Source organism: Thiomicrospira sp. WB1 (assembly GCF_001507535.1).
Lineage (GTDB): Bacteria > Pseudomonadota > Gammaproteobacteria > Thiomicrospirales > Thiomicrospiraceae > Hydrogenovibrio.
In genome coordinates, this window is the sequence record NZ_LQBN01000002.1 from 295352 (window position 1) to 311040 (window position 15689).

A 15689-nucleotide genomic window follows, 5' to 3' on the forward strand; every position below is an offset into this window, starting at 1 on the left:
TCAATCCTCGATGTCATGGTAGACGTTCTGAACATCGTCGACGTCGTCAAGCATGCCTTGAAACTTCTCGAAAAGTGCCTGATCGTCTTCGCTCTCAATGCGCTTGGTCATTTTGGGGATGAACTGAATTTCATCCACCTCAAACTCAATGCCCTCGATCCCATCCATTAACGCCTGTTTGGCCTTGGCGTATTCGGTGTGCGGTGCAAACACCGAGATATGACCGTCTTCGGATTCGATGTCGCTGACATCCACGTCTGCCATCAGCAGCGTTTCCAATACGGTTTCTTCATCACTGCCCTGGAACACCAGAATGGCACTGTGATCAAACATGTGGCTGACGCTGCCCGGCGTGCCGATTTTGCATTTGGTTTTGGTAAAACAGTTGCGCACATCGCCAAAGGTTCGGTTTGGGTTGTCGGTCAGGCACTCAATGATCACCATGGCATTGCCCGGCCCGAAGCCTTCATAGCGCGCCAGCTCAAAATCTTCGCCACCGCCGCCCTGAGCTTTTTCCAGTGCTTTGTCAATGACATGGCCCGGGACCTGATCTTTCTTGGCTCGATCAATCAAACCGCTCAGAGCCAGGTTGCTTTCCAACTCGGTGCCGCCGGATTTGGCGCACACATAGATTTCTCGGCTGTACTTGCTGTAAACCTTGGCTTTCTGGTCCGAGGTTTTGGCCATGGATTCTTTACGGTTTTGGTATGCGCGTCCCATCGATGTTCCTGTTCCTGAAAGAAAAAACGCAATTTTACACGATTTTGCAAAAAAGTGACGAGCGACCGGCTCTCACACTTTGACAGCACAATGAGTTAAAATGCGTGTCGCTTGCTGCAATCATGGATTGCCTGAGATGGCTGAATGACGCTTCGTGAGGGTTTATGGACATACTGGTGGTGGATCCGTCCAAAAGTTATCGTAAATTGGTTCGGGACATTTTATCGACTGAAAAAGTGGGCATTGTGGAAACCGAGTCCGGGGCGGAAGCGTTTGAGTATTTAAAAAAAGCGACGCCGGATGCCATCAGCATTGCGCATGAGCTTGGAGACATTGACAGCTTCAAGTTTTTGAAAAAGATCAACTTAAACACGCGCGTGGCCAATATTCCCAAGTTTTTGTTGACGTCACGTAATACACAATCGTTCAAGCGCGAAGCCTATGACGCCGGCTTTACTGAAATCTTTATTAAGTCCGATTTTGCGACGCTCAAACGCGCGTTAAAAAGTCTGATGCTGTATGCCACCACCCACATTCATGCCCGGGTGCTGTATGTCGAAGACACTCAGAGTACGGCCGATTACACCAGCTACATCATGCAGCAGGCCGGCTGGGAGGTCAGTCATGTCAAAAGCGGTGAGGCGGCGGCCGCATTGTTGGATTTAAAGCCCACCCACTTTGATCTGGTGGTCACGGATCTGGTGCTGGAGGGCAGTGTCAGTGGCATCGGCCTGATCAATCTGATCCGTCAATCCGAAGAAGGGTTGCGGGATATTCCCATTCTCGCGGTATCCGGGTGGAATGACTTGCTGCGCCAAGTCTATGTGTTGAAACACGGGGCCGGTGATTTTATTGCCAAGCCGTTTCATGAAACCGATTTTCTGGCGCGTGCCATTAATCTGATTCATAATCACCGCGAGCTGCTGGAAGCCAGGGCGGCGCAGAAGGCGCTGTATGAAAAGGCCAATCTGGACAGTGTGACCGGTCTGAACAATCGCCACTACATTGATGAGTTTGCTGAGCGCCTGGTGCAAAAAGCCACAAGCCGTCATCACTCGGTGGCTGTGGCGGTGATGGATCTTGATTATTTTAAAGCCATCAATGATCAGCAGGGCCATCTGATTGGCGATCAGGTGTTGCAGAATGTCGCCCGACTGGTCCGTTCCTACAGCCGCTCAAAAGACGTGATTGCCCGTTATGGCGGGGATGAACTGGTCATGTTGATTGAGGAGCGCAGCCACACGGAGATCAGTGAACTGTTGGCGCGGTTGACTGAGGAAGTGGCGGAATTGCACCCGGCAGGTGTCGCCGTGACCGTCAGTGTCGGCGCCGCTTGCCATGACAGTGCGCACATTCCTGCGCTGGTGTCGATGCTGGAAGATGCCGAATCCTATTCCGAAACGGGTCAGGAAGTCACCTACGAGGCACTTTTTGCTCTCGCTGACAAAGCCCTGTACGAGGCCAAGGCGCAAGGGCGCAATCAAGCTATTGTCAAAACCCTTTGAGCGGGTGCCGGTTCGGATCAGGCCTTTTTGACAAAGGCCGCCACCAAGACGATTTGAGTGCCGTTGACTTTGCCTTCAATGTGTTTGGGGTTGTCCGTCAGGCGAATGCCTTTGACCAGTGTGCCCCGTTTCGCCGTAAAGCCAGTGCCTTTGACATCCAGGTCCTTGATTAACGTGACCGAGTCGCCGTCGTTCAAACGGGTACCATTGGCATCCTTGATCTCGATGCTTTCACCTGTATTTTCTACCAGGCCTGCTTCGGCCCATGCGCGGGTCGCCTCTTCCATGTACATCATATCCAGCAGAGGTTGTGGCCATCCCTGGTCACGCATTTGCTCCAGCAGGCGCCAGGCGGTGACCTGAACCGCAGGTACCGGCGACCAAATGGCGTCATTGAGGCAGCGCCAGTGATGGGCGTCTAACTCCGCCAATGGATCCGACTCGGCCAGTTGCAACTGAGACAGCGAGGGGGTGCTGACCAGAATGCAGTGGTCCAGGTCTGGTTCTTCGGTGGCTCCGGTCACAAACCAGGCATGTTCGCCCGGTTCGCCGGACAGTTCACAGCGACTGTCTGCACGTTGTTTGAGTGCATCCATCAATGATGACGTTTGGATTTCTGGCATATCTGCTTGGCCTTTTATTGCTGCCTTGGCCGTGATATCAAACCTGATGCATGAAACAGGTTTGCTTTCGGCTAAGGTTGTCTATGGGAAAAGCGCTTATTATCGCCTTTATGTGATGGTTTGCAACCCGGGATATGGCGGAGCAGGTAAAAGAATAGCGCTTTTTTTTCAGGCAGGAAGGCGGTAGAATCAATGCTACCGATGCAATGTTTCTGGGCAACAATGCGCAGAGATTTTTTATGATTGTTTAAGAACGGGTCACTGCCACGGATGCAACCGCCGCATTACGATGCCAACAAAGATTATTTTGCTCTTTTGGGCGTTCACCCGCAAGCGGCGACCGATGCGATCAAAAAAGCTTATCGAAAACTGGCCCGCCGCTACCACCCCGACGTCTCCACCATTCATAATGCCAAGGAAAAATTTCAGGAAATTGCTGAAGCCTATGAGGTTCTCAGCAAACACCGTGACGATTACTGGCGCGATTTCTGCCGTCAGCAGGCCAGGTTATGCCGAAACGTCCGGCGCCAATCCTCTTCATCCTCCAGTGCCACGGCGCAACCCAGTTCGCGTCATGCCCGACAGGCGCCCATTCATGGGCGAGATCGTGAAATCACCTACCCGCTCACACTCCGCTATGCCATTCGACTGCTGAAACTTGGGTATTTTTACATCCCAGGTCTGAAGGTGCGCATGAAGTTCACGCGCGAAGCGTTTATGAACAAAACGTTTCGGTTGAAAGGAAAGGGATACAAGGGCTTGTTTGGGGGACAACCCGGGGATTATCTGGTTCGTTTTGAACTGCGGCTCAATTCGCTTAACTGGCGTTTGGAAGGCAGTGATCTTTATGGCACGATCGAGGTGCCGCGTGCTCTACTGACGCCGGGGACGGATCTGACGCTGCAATCTCCGTCAGGCCGCATGGAGATTACCGTGCCGGATGCCTATTCCTCCGACGACTATATCAAAGTATCCAACATGGGGCTGCCGGGCGATGAACGTTATCAGCCTGGCGATCTCTATGCGCGCTTGGTGGCGGCATGATAGAGTGGTCTAAAGCCTCTGGAACCCCTTAGGCTGCGGAAAAGGATCATTTTTCGTTATAATAAGGAAGCATTAGAATGATCGCTTTAATTGATAAGGCAGCTTAATGAGTCGACATGCACAAACAAGCGGTTCCGATGTTTTGGAGCCGCTCCGCGCCAAGGCCAAGCCCCCCAAACGCTATAAGGTGGTGCTGCTTAATGATGATTTTACCCCGATGGATTTTGTGGTGGATGTGCTGATGCGTTTTTTTCAAATTGACAGTGATAAGGCGCAAAGCATTATGATGACGGTTCATACTCAGGGCAAAGCCACCTGTGGGGTTTATTCACGCGAAGTGGCTGAAATGAAAGTGATGCAAGTCAAACACTATGCACGGGAACATCAACACCCGTTGGAATGCGATCTGGAGGTGGCCTGAATGTTGAGTAAAGAATTGCAGTTAACGCTCAGTAATGCCTTCAGTCTGGCCAATGAATATGAGCATGAATATGTCACGCTTGAGCATCTGCTGCTGGAATTGCTGGGATTGCCGCAGGTGCGTGAAGCCATTATGGCGTGCGGGGCACAGGTGCAGCCGATCGAGCTGGCACTGGAGGAATATCTGGAAACCGACGAAGCTGCTCCGGTTCGACATCCTGACACCGAAGAGCTTTTGCCGACCATGGCGTTTCAGCGGGTGATTGAGCGTGCGATTTATCTGGTACAAAGCAATGGTTACAAGGAAGTAACCGGATTGCATGTGCTTGGCTCTTTGTTTTCTGAACAGGAGTCGCAGGCCGTTTATCTGTTGGTGTCCAATGGCGTCGAGCGTGTTGATGTGCTCAGTTATATCTCTCATGGTGTGACCGCTCAACAGCAAGATGAGTTTATTGCGGACGATACCGGCGCGACTTCCGACCAGACCGAAAACGTCGACGGCGACGCTGAATCGGATCCGGTCTCACAGTACACCACGCATTTGAATGCCGAAGTTCAGGCCGGGCGTGTGGACCCGATTATTGGTCGTGAATGGGAGTTGATGCGCACCCTTGAAGTGTTAAGTCGCCGACGCAAGAACAATCCTCTGCTGGTTGGCGAGCCCGGAGTCGGGAAAACCGCAGTGGCCGAAGGGCTTGCCTGGAAGGTCGAGCACGATCAGGTGCCTGACCGTTTGGCGGCCGCACAAATTTACAGCCTGGATATGGGGGCGTTGTTGGCAGGCACCCGTTACCGTGGGGATTTTGAAAAACGGTTTAAAGCGTTGCTGAAAGCGTTGGAGCAAAATGAACAGGCCATTCTGTTTATTGATGAAATTCATACCATCATCGGTGCCGGGGCCGTTCAGGGCGGTGCACTGGATGCGTCTAACCTGATGAAACCTGCTCTGGCCAATGGGCGGTTGCACTGCATAGGTGCCACCACTTATGAAGAATATCGGGGCATTTTTGAGAAGGACCGTGCACTGGCGCGCCGGTTTCAGAAAATCGATGTGGCCGAGCCCACTCAGAATGAAGCGTATGAAATCCTAAAAGGCCTTAAATCCAAATTTGAAAACCATCATGCGGTTAAGTACACCCTGCCAGCGTTGAAATCAGCGGTGGAATTATCCGCCCGCTACATCAACGAACGGCATCTGCCGGACAAAGCGATTGATGTGATTGATGAAGCCGGCGCCAAGCAGGCACTGCGTCCCAAATCCAAGCGAAAAAAACAAATTTCGGTGGCCGACATTCAAAGCATTGTCGCGCACATGGCGCGCATTCCTGTGGCGCAGATTTCTCAAAAAGAAAAAGAAGCGGTGCTGGATCTGGAAGCGAACCTGAAGCATGTGGTGTTTGGTCAGGATGACGCCGTGCATCAGGTGGCCACCGCGATCAAGCTCGCGCGTTCTGGCTTGCAGGAAGGCAATCGTCCGACCGGTGCGTTTTTGTTTGCCGGCCCAACCGGTGTGGGCAAGACGGAACTGACGCGTCAGTTGGCCGAGCACCTGGGAATTGAGTTGTTGCGCTATGACATGTCCGAATACATGGAGCGGCACTCGGTGTCCCGCCTGATTGGGGCTCCTCCAGGGTATGTTGGCTTTGATCAGGGCGGCTTGCTCACAGAGGCGGTGAGCAAACATCCGCACTCGGTGGTGTTGTTGGATGAAATCGAGAAGGCGCACCCGGATGTGTTCAATTTGTTGTTGCAAGTAATGGACAATGGAACCTTGACCGACAACAACGGGCGTAAAGCGGATTTTCGCAATGTCGTTCTGATTATGACGTCGAATGTGGGGGCGGAAATGGCCAGTCGGACCAGCATTGGCTTTACCGAACAGGACCATACCCTGGACATCAACAGTGAACTCAAAAAGGTGTTCACCCCGGAGTTCCGTAACCGTTTGGATGCCGTCGTGCAGTTTAATCGCCTGTCTTCATCCGTGATGCACAAGGTAGTGGATAAGTTTATGTACGAGTTGGAAAACAATCTGGCTGAGCGAAAGGTCGGCCTGTCGCTGACCAATGCCGCGCGAGACTGGTTGGCTCGAGAGGGTTATGATCCGATTATGGGCGCCCGCCCCATGCGTCGACTGGTTCAGGAAAAAATCAAAAAACCCTTGGCGGATTTGTTGCTGAAAGAGGCCCTTCAAGCCGGGGATACACTGCAAGTGGGAGCGAAAAAAGACGATTTGGTGCTGACGGTTCGTGAAGAAGCCGGTGTGTAGTGGAGAGCGCCCGTGTCATGAGTCTCCAAAGGGGTTGGGACAAATAAAAAAGCCGCTGAACTGACCTGGTCAGTTCAGCGGCTTTTTTGTGCAGGGGAATCGGATCGGCAAGGCCAACCGGTGGGACTTATTTGCCTCGGTAGGTAATGCGACCTTTGGTCAGGTCGTAAGGCGTCAATTCCACTTTGACTTTGTCACCGGCCAGAATCCGAATGTAGTTTTTGCGCATGCGCCCTGAAATGTGGGCCAAAATTTCATGCCCATTTTCCAATCGGACTTTAAACATGGTATTCGGAAGGGTTTCGATTACTTCCCCTTCAAATTCAATGACATCTTGTTTTGACATAGACTTAAGCTTTCGCCCCTGAAATTACGAAAAGCGGCATTATAGACGCTTTCTACCCTGAATTCAAATAGATATGACTGGACGGTCACGCGCCGGGTGGACGGCTGGTTTGCGTGGTTTGGTTATGTGCGAACGTCAGTGCATTTTGCGCCCAGTTCGAAGAAAGAGACCAGACAGGGGGGGCACTTTGCTGAATCTGTTGGGTTAACAGGCTTTCAAAGAGTTCCCGGCTGACTAACCTCGCCCCCATTCTCTGCAGGTGGTCGGTGGCGACCTGAGTGTCAATCAGGCGAAACCCCCATTCCCGTAACTGCGTGCACAAAGCAACCAGCGCCAGTTTGGACGCATCGCTGTGACGGCTGAACATGGACTCGCCAAAAAACATCCGTCCGATGGCGACGCCATACAGCCCGCCTACCAGCACTGAATCCTGCCAGACCTCCACCGAATGGGCATGTCCCTGATGATGCAGTCGTTCATAGGCTTGCATCATTTCCGGTAAAATCCAGGTGCCGTCCTGATCGGGGCGCGGGGTATGAGCACAGGCCTTAAGTACGTCGGTAAAGGCTTGGTCGAATGTGACGTCGAAACGTGCCTGGCGTAATCGTTTTTTGAGTGATTTGCTGAGATGGATGGCGTCGGTGAACAGCACTGAGCGTGGATTAGGGGTCCACCACAAAATCGGGTCGTCGTGCGCATACCAGGGAAAAATGCCTTTTTGATAGGCACTCAACAGCCATTCACTGGTCAAGTCGCCGCCAATCGCCAGCAGACCATCCGGCTCGTTCAGAGCCAGGTGCGTGGGCGGAAAAGCCACTGGATGAGGGTCCAGCCAAAAAGGTGCGCTCAATGGTTTGGTCGGCATGCTGTCAGCCCAGTCTGTTCCCTGTTCAATTTTGCTGGAATCGCATAGAATACGTGCATTCTAAACCAGAAGTCGGTTGAATGCCTGTGATCGTTTGATGCAGATCAAAAACCCATGAAAACCGACCGCTCCGATGCGTATCACTGAGGAAAGTACCTGCATGGCGCCATTTGTACATTTGCATACCCATTCCGAATACTCCATTGTCGATGCGACACTGAGGGTGAAGGAGGCCGTGACGCTGGCGGCCGATTCGGAACAACCGGCGTTGGCGCTGACCGATCAGATGAATATGTTTGCTCTGGTCAAATTCTATTCCGCGGCTCAATCGGCGGGGATCAAACCATTGATTGGGGCCGATCTATGGGTGGAGAACGCCGAAGAGGAAACCTTTCAGGTGACCTGTCTCTGCCAGACCAATCAGGGTTACCTCAATTTGTCCCACCTGATTTCTCTGGCGTGGCTCAAAAACCAGAAATTGGTGGGGCATGAAGAAAGACCGCTGATTTCTCAGGATTGGTTGGCCCGCTACAATGAGGGGTTGATTATTCTGTCCGGCAATTTGCACGGGGATGTCGGTCAGGCGATGAGCGCGCAAAAGCCTCATTTGGCGGCCAAGCGCCTTGAATGGTGGCAGCAGACGTTTCCGGACCGCTATTATCTGGAGCTGGTGCGTACCGGTCGAGCCGGTGAAGAGGCTCACATTGCCGCCGCATTGGAAGCAGCCGAACGCTACGATTTGCCAGTGGTGGCCACCAATGATGTCCGCTTTGCTCGCTCGGATGATTTTGATGCGCATGAGGTGCGGGTTTGCATCAATGAAGGGGTGGTGCTGGAGGACCCGAACCGCTCGCATCGTTATTCGGATGAACAGTATTTTCGCACCAGTGACGAAATGCAGGCCTTGTTCGCAGACATTCCCGAAGCGCTGGAGAATACCGTTGAAATCGCACGACGCTGTAATGTTTCTCTGACCCTCGGCACGTATTTCCTGCCGGATTTTCCGGTGCCCGACGGCATGACCATGGATGAGTATTTCATTGCCGAATCCCGCAAGGGGTTGGATGAGCGTCTGGCATTCCTGTTCCCGGAACTGACACCGGCTGAATTGACGGAACGGCGTAAGCCCTATGATGAACGACTGAAGTTTGAACTCGACATCATTTTACAGATGGGCTTTCCCGGCTACTTTTTCATCGTCGCTGACTTCATTCAGTGGGGCAAGGATCACGGTGTACCTGTGGGGCCGGGTCGCGGTTCCGGGGCTGGTTCATTGGTGGCGTATGCGCTGAAGATCACCGATCTGGACCCGTTGCAGTATGACCTGCTGTTCGAACGTTTCCTCAACCCGGAACGGGTCTCGATGCCTGACTTTGATGTGGATTTCTGCATGGAGCGCCGTGATGAGGTCATCGAATACGTTGCCCGCCAATACGGCCAGGACCATGTCTCCCAGATCGTAACGTTTGGCACCATGGCCGCCAAAGCGGTGATCCGGGATGTGGGTCGGGTGCTGGGCCACAGTTATGGCATGGTCGACAGCATTGCCAAAATGGTGCCGAATGATCTGGGCATCAAGCTGCAGGAAGCGCTAGACCAGGAAGAAGATCTGCAACAGCGTTATCAGCAGGACGAAGAGGTTCAAACCCTGTTGGATTTGGCGCTGAAGCTGGAAGGCACGGTGCGCAATACCGGTAAGCACGCCGGTGGGGTGGTCATCGGACCCAAGCCACTGGATCACTTCTGTCCGTTGCTGTCGGAAGCCGATGGCACCAGTGTGGTGACCCAGTTGGATAAAAACGATGTGGAAACCGCAGGCCTGGTCAAATTTGACTTTTTGGGGCTGCGAACCCTGACCATCATCGATTGGGCTCTGCACTTTATCAATGAAGGTAAATCACCGGGCGACGAAGGCTTTGTCGACATCAATGCGATCCCCATGGATGACCAGCCTACCTTTGACATGATCAAAACCGGTAAAACCACCGGGGTGTTTCAGCTCGAATCGTCGGGCATGCAGAACCTGATTGTGCGCCTCAAGCCTGACTGTTTTGAAGACATCATCGCTTTGGTGGCTTTGTTTCGTCCCGGGCCACTGGAATCGGGCATGGTGGATAATTTCATCAACCGTAAGCATGGCAAGGAAAAAGTCGCCTACCCGGACCCCAACTACCAGCACGAACTGCTCAAGCCGATTCTGGAGCCTACTTACGGGGTTATCCTGTATCAGGAGCAGGTGATGCAGATTGCTCAGGTTCTGGCCGGTTATTCGCTGGGCAAAGCGGACATGCTGCGCCGGGCCATGGGTAAGAAAAAGCCGGAAGAAATGGCCAAGCAGCGCTCGGTGTTCAAAGAAGGCGCCGAGGCCAATGGCATCGATGGCGATCTGGCCATGAAAATTTTCGATCTGGTAGAAAAGTTTGCCGGTTACGGTTTCAACAAGTCGCATTCTGCTGCCTACGCACTGGTGTCATATCAGTCGGCCTGGCTGAAAAAACACTACCCTGCTGAATTTATGGCGGCGCAGATTTCGTCGGACATGGACAACACCGACAAAGTGGTGCACATGGTCAATGAATGTCAGGCCATGGGCATTGAGGTGATGCAGCCCGACATTAATCTGGGCGAGATTCATTTCAAGGCCGTGCGTGGGGAAAAGACCGTTCGTTATGGCCTGGGGGCAATCAAAGGAGTCGGCGAAGCGGCACTGGAAGGCGTGATCGCGGAGCGCAAGGCCAATGGGCCTTATACCGGTTTGTTTGATCTGTGCGCGCGTTCCAACCGCAAGCTCAACCGCCGGGTGCTTGAAGCACTGATCTTGAGTGGTGCGTTGGACAGCTTGCATGACAATCGTCAGGCCATGTTGTCCACTGTGCCCAATGCTTTACAGAAAGCTGAACAAAAACAAAAGGATGAAGAAGCTGGCCAAAGTGATTTGTTCGGTGATGCGCTGTCGTTTGAAGCGGAAAATGCCGACGAGCTGGTGGCCGTTAGTGAGATGTCACAGAAGAAGCGCCTGAAAGGCGAAAAGGATACGTTGGGCTTGTACATGACCGGTCATCCCATTGAGATTTATCGCAAAGAGTTAGCGGACCTGGTGGATCAGGATCTCAAGTCACTGCGACCGGAGAAGTGGAAAAAAGTCTGGGTCGCCGGGCTGGTTGTGGCGGCACGCAGCAAAGTGACCCGATCCGGAAGCCGTATGGGGTTTGCGGCCATTGATGATCAAACGGCACGCGTGGAAGTGGTGTTGCGTCCCAATGTGTTTGAAGGCTGCCGGGAGATATTGGTGCCCGATGCCGTGGTATTGATCCATGGCGAGGTCAGTGAAGACACCTTTAACGGTGGCATCAAAATCGATGCCGAGCAGGTGGTGACACTGGCTGAATCCCGTCAGGAGCGTGCCAAAGGCATTAAGATTCGACCAAGCATGCCTTTGACCGAGTCCGTCGTGCATGAATTGGCCACGGTACTGGGACATTATCAGCGTGAAGAGGATCCTGAGCAGCCGGCCGGGTTGCCCGTGGTGGTGGATTATGAAAATGACCAGGCCTGGGTGCAAATGAAATCGGTCGGGCGCTATGCTCCGGATGATGCGTTGATTGAGTGGTTGGATGCCAGCGGCTGGCAACCGAAAGTCGTGATCAAATAGTTCTGCCGGAAATCGGGTGCAAAAACACTTAAATAAAAGAATTTTATTCCTATTGTTTTGGCTTAACCATTAGAATAGGTGCCATTTATGGGCCGGCCCGTTTGAGTGCCCGTTTGGGTGCTTTTGAGCCGGTGACTTCCCATCCCCAAAATGCAAAACAGGAGACGTCCATGTCGAACAATATCGAATCCATCCTGAAAGAAGAACGGGTCTTTCAACCCACGGATGCCTTTAAGCAACAGGCAAACGTGGATGAGGCCACGTATCAGGCGCTTAAAAAGAAAGCGGATGAGGATTACGAAGGGTTCTGGTGTGACCTGGCCAAGGACAAGCTGGAATGGTCCAAACCCTTTACTCAAGGGTTGGATGACAGCAACCCGCCTTTTTACAAGTGGTTTGCCGATGGGGAACTGAACGCCTCCTATAACTGTATCGATCGTCATCTGGCCGAAAAAGAAGACAAGCTGGCCATTATCTTTGAGACCGATGACGGGCACGTTGAGCAGTACACCTATAAAGAATTACACGATCATGTGTCGCGTTTTGCCAATGCGCTGACGGCGCAGGGCATTGAAAAGGGGGATCGTGTGGTGATCTACATGCCGATGATTCCTCAGGCGGTCTTTGCCATGCAGGCCTGTGCGCGCATTGGTGCGATTCACTCGGTGGTCTTTGGCGGCTTCTCTGCCGAAGCCCTGAGAGACCGGATTGAAGACGCCAGTGCAAAAATGGTGATTACGGCCAATGCCAGTGTGCGCGGTGGCAAAGAACTGCCATTGAAAAAAGCGGTGGACGATGCCCTGGAAAAAGGCGGCGATACGGTGCGCAAAGTGATCGTTTATGAGCGCACGGATACCCAAGTGGCCATGAAAGCGGATCGTGACATGACCTGGCACGACGCGATTGCTGGCATGAGCAATTACCATGATCCCGTCATGGTCGATTCCGAACACCCGCTGTTTTTGCTGTACACCTCCGGTTCCACTGGCAAACCTAAAGGCATCCAGCACAGCACTGGTGGGTATCTGCTCAACGCGCACATTACCAATGAATGGGTGTTTGACCTGAAAGACGACGACGTTTTCTGGTGTACCGCCGACGTCGGCTGGATTACCGGTCATACGTATGTCGCTTATGGCCCTCTGTCAGTGGGCGCCACTCAGGTGATGTTTGAAGGCGTGCCCACCTACCCCGATGCCGGACGTTTCTGGCAGGTCTGTCAGGATCACGGCGTGTCGGTCTTCTATACCGCGCCCACCGCGATTCGTGCGCTGATGAAATTTGGCAAGGATCTGCCGGAACAGTATGACCTGAGCCGTCTGCGTCTGTTGGGCACTGTGGGTGAACCGATCAACCCGGAAGCCTGGATGTGGTACCACGACGTGATCGGTCGCGGTGAATGTCCGATCGTGGACACCTGGTGGCAGACCGAAACCGGTGCCAACATGATCGCACCGATGCCCGGTGTGACCGAATTGAAGCCGGGGTCCTGTACCAAGCCGCTGCCCGGCATTGATGCCCACATTGTGGACGAAGAGGGCGTGGAACTGACCCATGGCGAAGGCGGCTATCTGGTGATCCGCAAGCCCTGGCCGTCCATGCTGCGCACCATCTGGGGCGACGACAAACGCTTTGTCGACACCTATTTCGCCATGTTCGACAACAAATATTATGTGGTCGGGGACAGTGCACACCTGGACGAAGACGGTAACTTCTGGATCATGGGCCGCATCGATGACGTGCTGAACGTGTCCGGTCACCGTCTGGGTACCATGGAAATTGAATCCGCACTGGTGTCACATTCCCACATTGCCGAAGCGGCCGTGGTGGGCAAACCGCATGATGTCAAAGGCGAATCCGTGTTTGCCTTCGCCGTGCTCGATATGGACATCCCAAAAGAGGGTGAAGCGCGTCAGCAATTGGTGCAGGAGCTCCGTAACCACGTGGCCAAAGAAATCGGGCCCATTGCCAAACCGGACGACATCCGTTTCGGCAGCAACCTGCCCAAAACCCGTTCCGGTAAGATCATGCGCCGTTTGCTGCGCTCGATTGCCAAAGGGGAAGAAATTCACTCGGATGTCTCCACGCTGGAGGATCCGGGCATCCTAGATGAGTTTATGCAGTCCCATAAATAATTAATACGCAAAAGGCATAAAATTGTCTACCATGTTCGAAATTAACCAGGCCTGGTCAAAAACAGGTCGGTTGGTTTCAAAGTGAGGCCCTGTTTCAGGGCTTTTTGCTAACGATGAGAGGAGGATTGGATGCATTCCAACCAACATAACCAGTTTGCGGGGACCATCGCCGGTCGTCGCATGCCAAGCCGAATCCGGCTTCAAGGAGGTGTCAAATGAGTGCAAGACGGTTTGCTACGATTTTGCTGGCCATTTACACCGTGCTTTATTTCGGGGTGGCGTTGATGACGTCCGCCACGTTCAAGGACATTGCCGCGATGGAAGTTCTGGGCTTGCCTTTGGCCATTTGGGGCGGTTTGGTGATCATTATCTCCGGTGTGGTCATTACCCGTTTGTATTTGAACAAAATGACCGAGGAGGAGCAGTAATCTCATGGAAAATTTAGTCGCTTTGATTGTGGTTGTCCTCGGGATTGCCCTGTCTTTATTTATCAGTTATTACCATCGTCGCTCCACCCGTTCGACGGCCAACTTTTATGTGGCCGGTGGCGGGATTTCGCCTCGCGTGAACGGGATGGCGATGTTCGGTGACTATGCCAGTGCGGCGAGTTTCCTTGGTGTGGCCGGTGCGGTTGCACTGATGGGGATCGACGGCTGGTGGCTGGCGATTGGTTTCTTTGCTGCGTGGATCGTGGTACTGCTGATCATTGCCGGGCCTTTGAAAAACGTGGGTCAGTACACCGTGGCCGATGTGTTGATTTCGCGCTATGACAGTGCCGAGCGCAACATCCGTATTGTGGCCATGCTCTCCACCATTACCTTGGCGGTGATGTATCTGATTCCGCAAATGGTTGGTGCAGGCCACTTGTTTGCCCTGTTGCTGGATCTGCCTTACACCCTGACCGTTCTGGCGGCCGGTGTGCTAATGGCGATTTTCGTGATCATGGGGGGCATGAAAGGGACCAGTTACAACCAGGCGATTCAGGGCGCGATTTTGTTCGTGGCCATGATCTTCCTGTTGGTTTTTGGCACCATTCTGATTTTCGGCGGTAACCCCATCGAAATCGTGACGCAAGGCAAAGACATGGTGCCACCGCATCTGGCAGCCGGTTCACCGGAAGCCGTGAGCGCGATTGCCGGGATGACGACGGCGGAAAGTGCCCAAGCTGTGGACACCGTACGCGGTATTATGCCGGAAGCGGCCAGTGCCATCACCCCGGGCGTGCAGTTGCGCAGCCTCATGGACAATGCCAGTTTGATTTTGGCTCTGTTCCTGGGTGTACTGGGCTTGCCTCACATCCTGATCCGTTTCTATACGGTCTCCAACGCCAAGAGTGCGCGTAAATCCGCTGAGATCACCATCTGGGGTCTGGCGATTTTCTACGGCAGCATCTTCTTTGTGGGTGTGATCGCGATGTATGCACTTTATCCTGAGTTGGTTTCGTTGCTGGCCGAAGGCAAAGCCGGTGTGGCTAAAAACATGACCATGCCAATGCTGGGCGACATGATCGGTGGTCAGATCCTACTGGGTGTGATTGCAGCCGGTGCGATGGCGGCGATGCTGAGTACGTCAGCAGGGCTGTTGATTGCCGCAACCACCAGTTTGTCGCATGACTTGTATGCCGGTGTGATCAACCCGGCCAGTACCGATGAACAGCGCGTTCGCTTTGCCAAGATCGGTGCCGGTGTGTTGGCGGTGATGGCGATTCTGATGTCTCTTTGGTTGAAAGAGCAGAACGTTGCCATGCTGGTAGCCATGTGTTTTGGTATTGCAGCGTCCACCTTTGCGCCAGCTCTGGTGTTTGCCGTTTGGTGGAAGCGCCTGACCAGCCAAGCTGTGGTCATCGGTATGGCCGTTGGTCTGGTGGCGTCATTGATCCTGACGTTTGCCCGTTTCTTCGGCATGAGTGACGTGGCCGGCGTTCCGGTTCTGGTGAACCCAGCGCTGTTCTCTGTGCCATTGGCTGTTGTTGTGACCGTTGTGGTTGCCATGATGACCAGTGATCAGGGGCGCACCGAAGAATTCATGCAACAGGCTCATGGCAAGTAAGCCTCGCCGTTGATGAATGATTGAACGTTAAGGGGCTTTCGGGCCCCTTTTTTGTGACAGT

Annotated in this window: 12 protein-coding genes; 8 read left to right on the forward strand and 4 right to left on the reverse strand. The window is 53.3% G+C overall.

Features of this window, described 5'->3' with window-relative positions; all coding sequences use genetic code 11:
* A complete protein-coding gene (locus AVO41_RS05795; RefSeq protein ID WP_068584088.1) occupies positions 1–720 on the reverse strand; it encodes a YebC/PmpR family DNA-binding transcriptional regulator in 720 nt (239 codons plus the stop codon).
* 164 nt (positions 721–884) lie between these two features.
* On the opposite strand from AVO41_RS05795, the gene AVO41_RS05800 reads away from it, so the two are divergent.
* Positions 885–2225 (forward strand): diguanylate cyclase, encoded by a 1341-nt coding sequence (locus AVO41_RS05800; RefSeq protein ID WP_068584090.1) that lies wholly within the window; start codon positions 885–887, stop codon positions 2223–2225.
* Between the two features lie 17 nt (positions 2226–2242).
* Here AVO41_RS05800 and AVO41_RS05805 read toward each other — a convergent pair whose 3' ends face one another.
* Positions 2243–2848, reverse strand: coding sequence for an alkylphosphonate utilization protein (locus AVO41_RS05805; protein WP_068584095.1), 606 nt, complete (start codon positions 2846–2848; stop codon positions 2243–2245).
* Positions 2849–3118: 270 nt separating this feature from the next.
* On the opposite strand from AVO41_RS05805, the gene AVO41_RS05810 reads away from it, so the two are divergent.
* The 3 genes from AVO41_RS05810 to clpA all read left to right on the forward strand — a co-directional run bounded on the left by AVO41_RS05810 (position 3119) and on the right by clpA (position 6581).
* Positions 3119–3892 (forward strand): DnaJ domain-containing protein, encoded by a 774-nt coding sequence (locus tag AVO41_RS05810; protein ID WP_068584098.1) that lies wholly within the window; start codon positions 3119–3121, stop codon positions 3890–3892.
* A 106-nt stretch (positions 3893–3998) separates the two neighbouring features.
* Positions 3999–4313 (forward strand): ATP-dependent Clp protease adapter ClpS, encoded by a 315-nt coding sequence (gene clpS, locus AVO41_RS05815; protein WP_068584101.1) that lies wholly within the window; start codon positions 3999–4001, stop codon positions 4311–4313.
* Positions 4314–6581 carry an ATP-dependent Clp protease ATP-binding subunit ClpA gene (gene clpA, locus AVO41_RS05820; protein ID WP_068584104.1) on the forward strand — a complete coding sequence of 756 codons (2268 nt, stop codon included), beginning with the start codon at positions 4314–4316 and terminating at the stop codon, positions 6579–6581.
* A gap of 127 nt (positions 6582–6708) precedes the next feature.
* Here the strand turns inward: clpA and infA are convergent, their stop codons facing one another.
* Together infA and aat are read right to left on the reverse strand one after the other, a co-directional pair.
* Positions 6709–6927 (reverse strand): translation initiation factor IF-1, encoded by a 219-nt coding sequence (infA, locus tag AVO41_RS05825; protein WP_068584107.1) that lies wholly within the window; start codon positions 6925–6927, stop codon positions 6709–6711.
* A gap of 85 nt (positions 6928–7012) precedes the next feature.
* A complete protein-coding gene (gene aat / locus AVO41_RS05830; protein WP_068584110.1) occupies positions 7013–7792 on the reverse strand; it encodes a leucyl/phenylalanyl-tRNA--protein transferase in 780 nt (259 codons plus the stop codon).
* A gap of 160 nt (positions 7793–7952) precedes the next feature.
* On the opposite strand from aat, the gene dnaE reads away from it, so the two are divergent.
* The 4 genes from dnaE (at position 7953) to AVO41_RS05850 (ending at position 15628) form a co-directional block, all read left to right on the forward strand.
* On the forward strand, positions 7953–11444 hold the full coding sequence (gene dnaE / locus AVO41_RS05835; RefSeq protein ID WP_068584113.1) for a DNA polymerase III subunit alpha: 3492 nt from the start codon (positions 7953–7955) through the stop codon (positions 11442–11444).
* A 170-nt stretch (positions 11445–11614) separates the two neighbouring features.
* Positions 11615–13579: an acetate--CoA ligase gene (acs, locus tag AVO41_RS05840; RefSeq protein ID WP_068584116.1), complete on the forward strand. Its 1965-nt coding sequence runs from the start codon at positions 11615–11617 to the stop codon at positions 13577–13579.
* Positions 13580–13794: 215 nt separating this feature from the next.
* Entirely contained in the window at positions 13795–14007 is a 213-nt protein-coding gene (locus AVO41_RS05845; protein WP_068584119.1) for a DUF485 domain-containing protein, read from the forward strand.
* Positions 14008–14011: 4 nt separating this feature from the next.
* The gene (locus AVO41_RS05850) at positions 14012–15628 is read left to right on the forward strand and encodes a cation acetate symporter (protein ID WP_068584122.1); all 1617 of its coding nucleotides are present in this window, start codon (positions 14012–14014) and stop codon (positions 15626–15628) included.
* Positions 15629–15689: the final 61 nt, after the last annotated feature.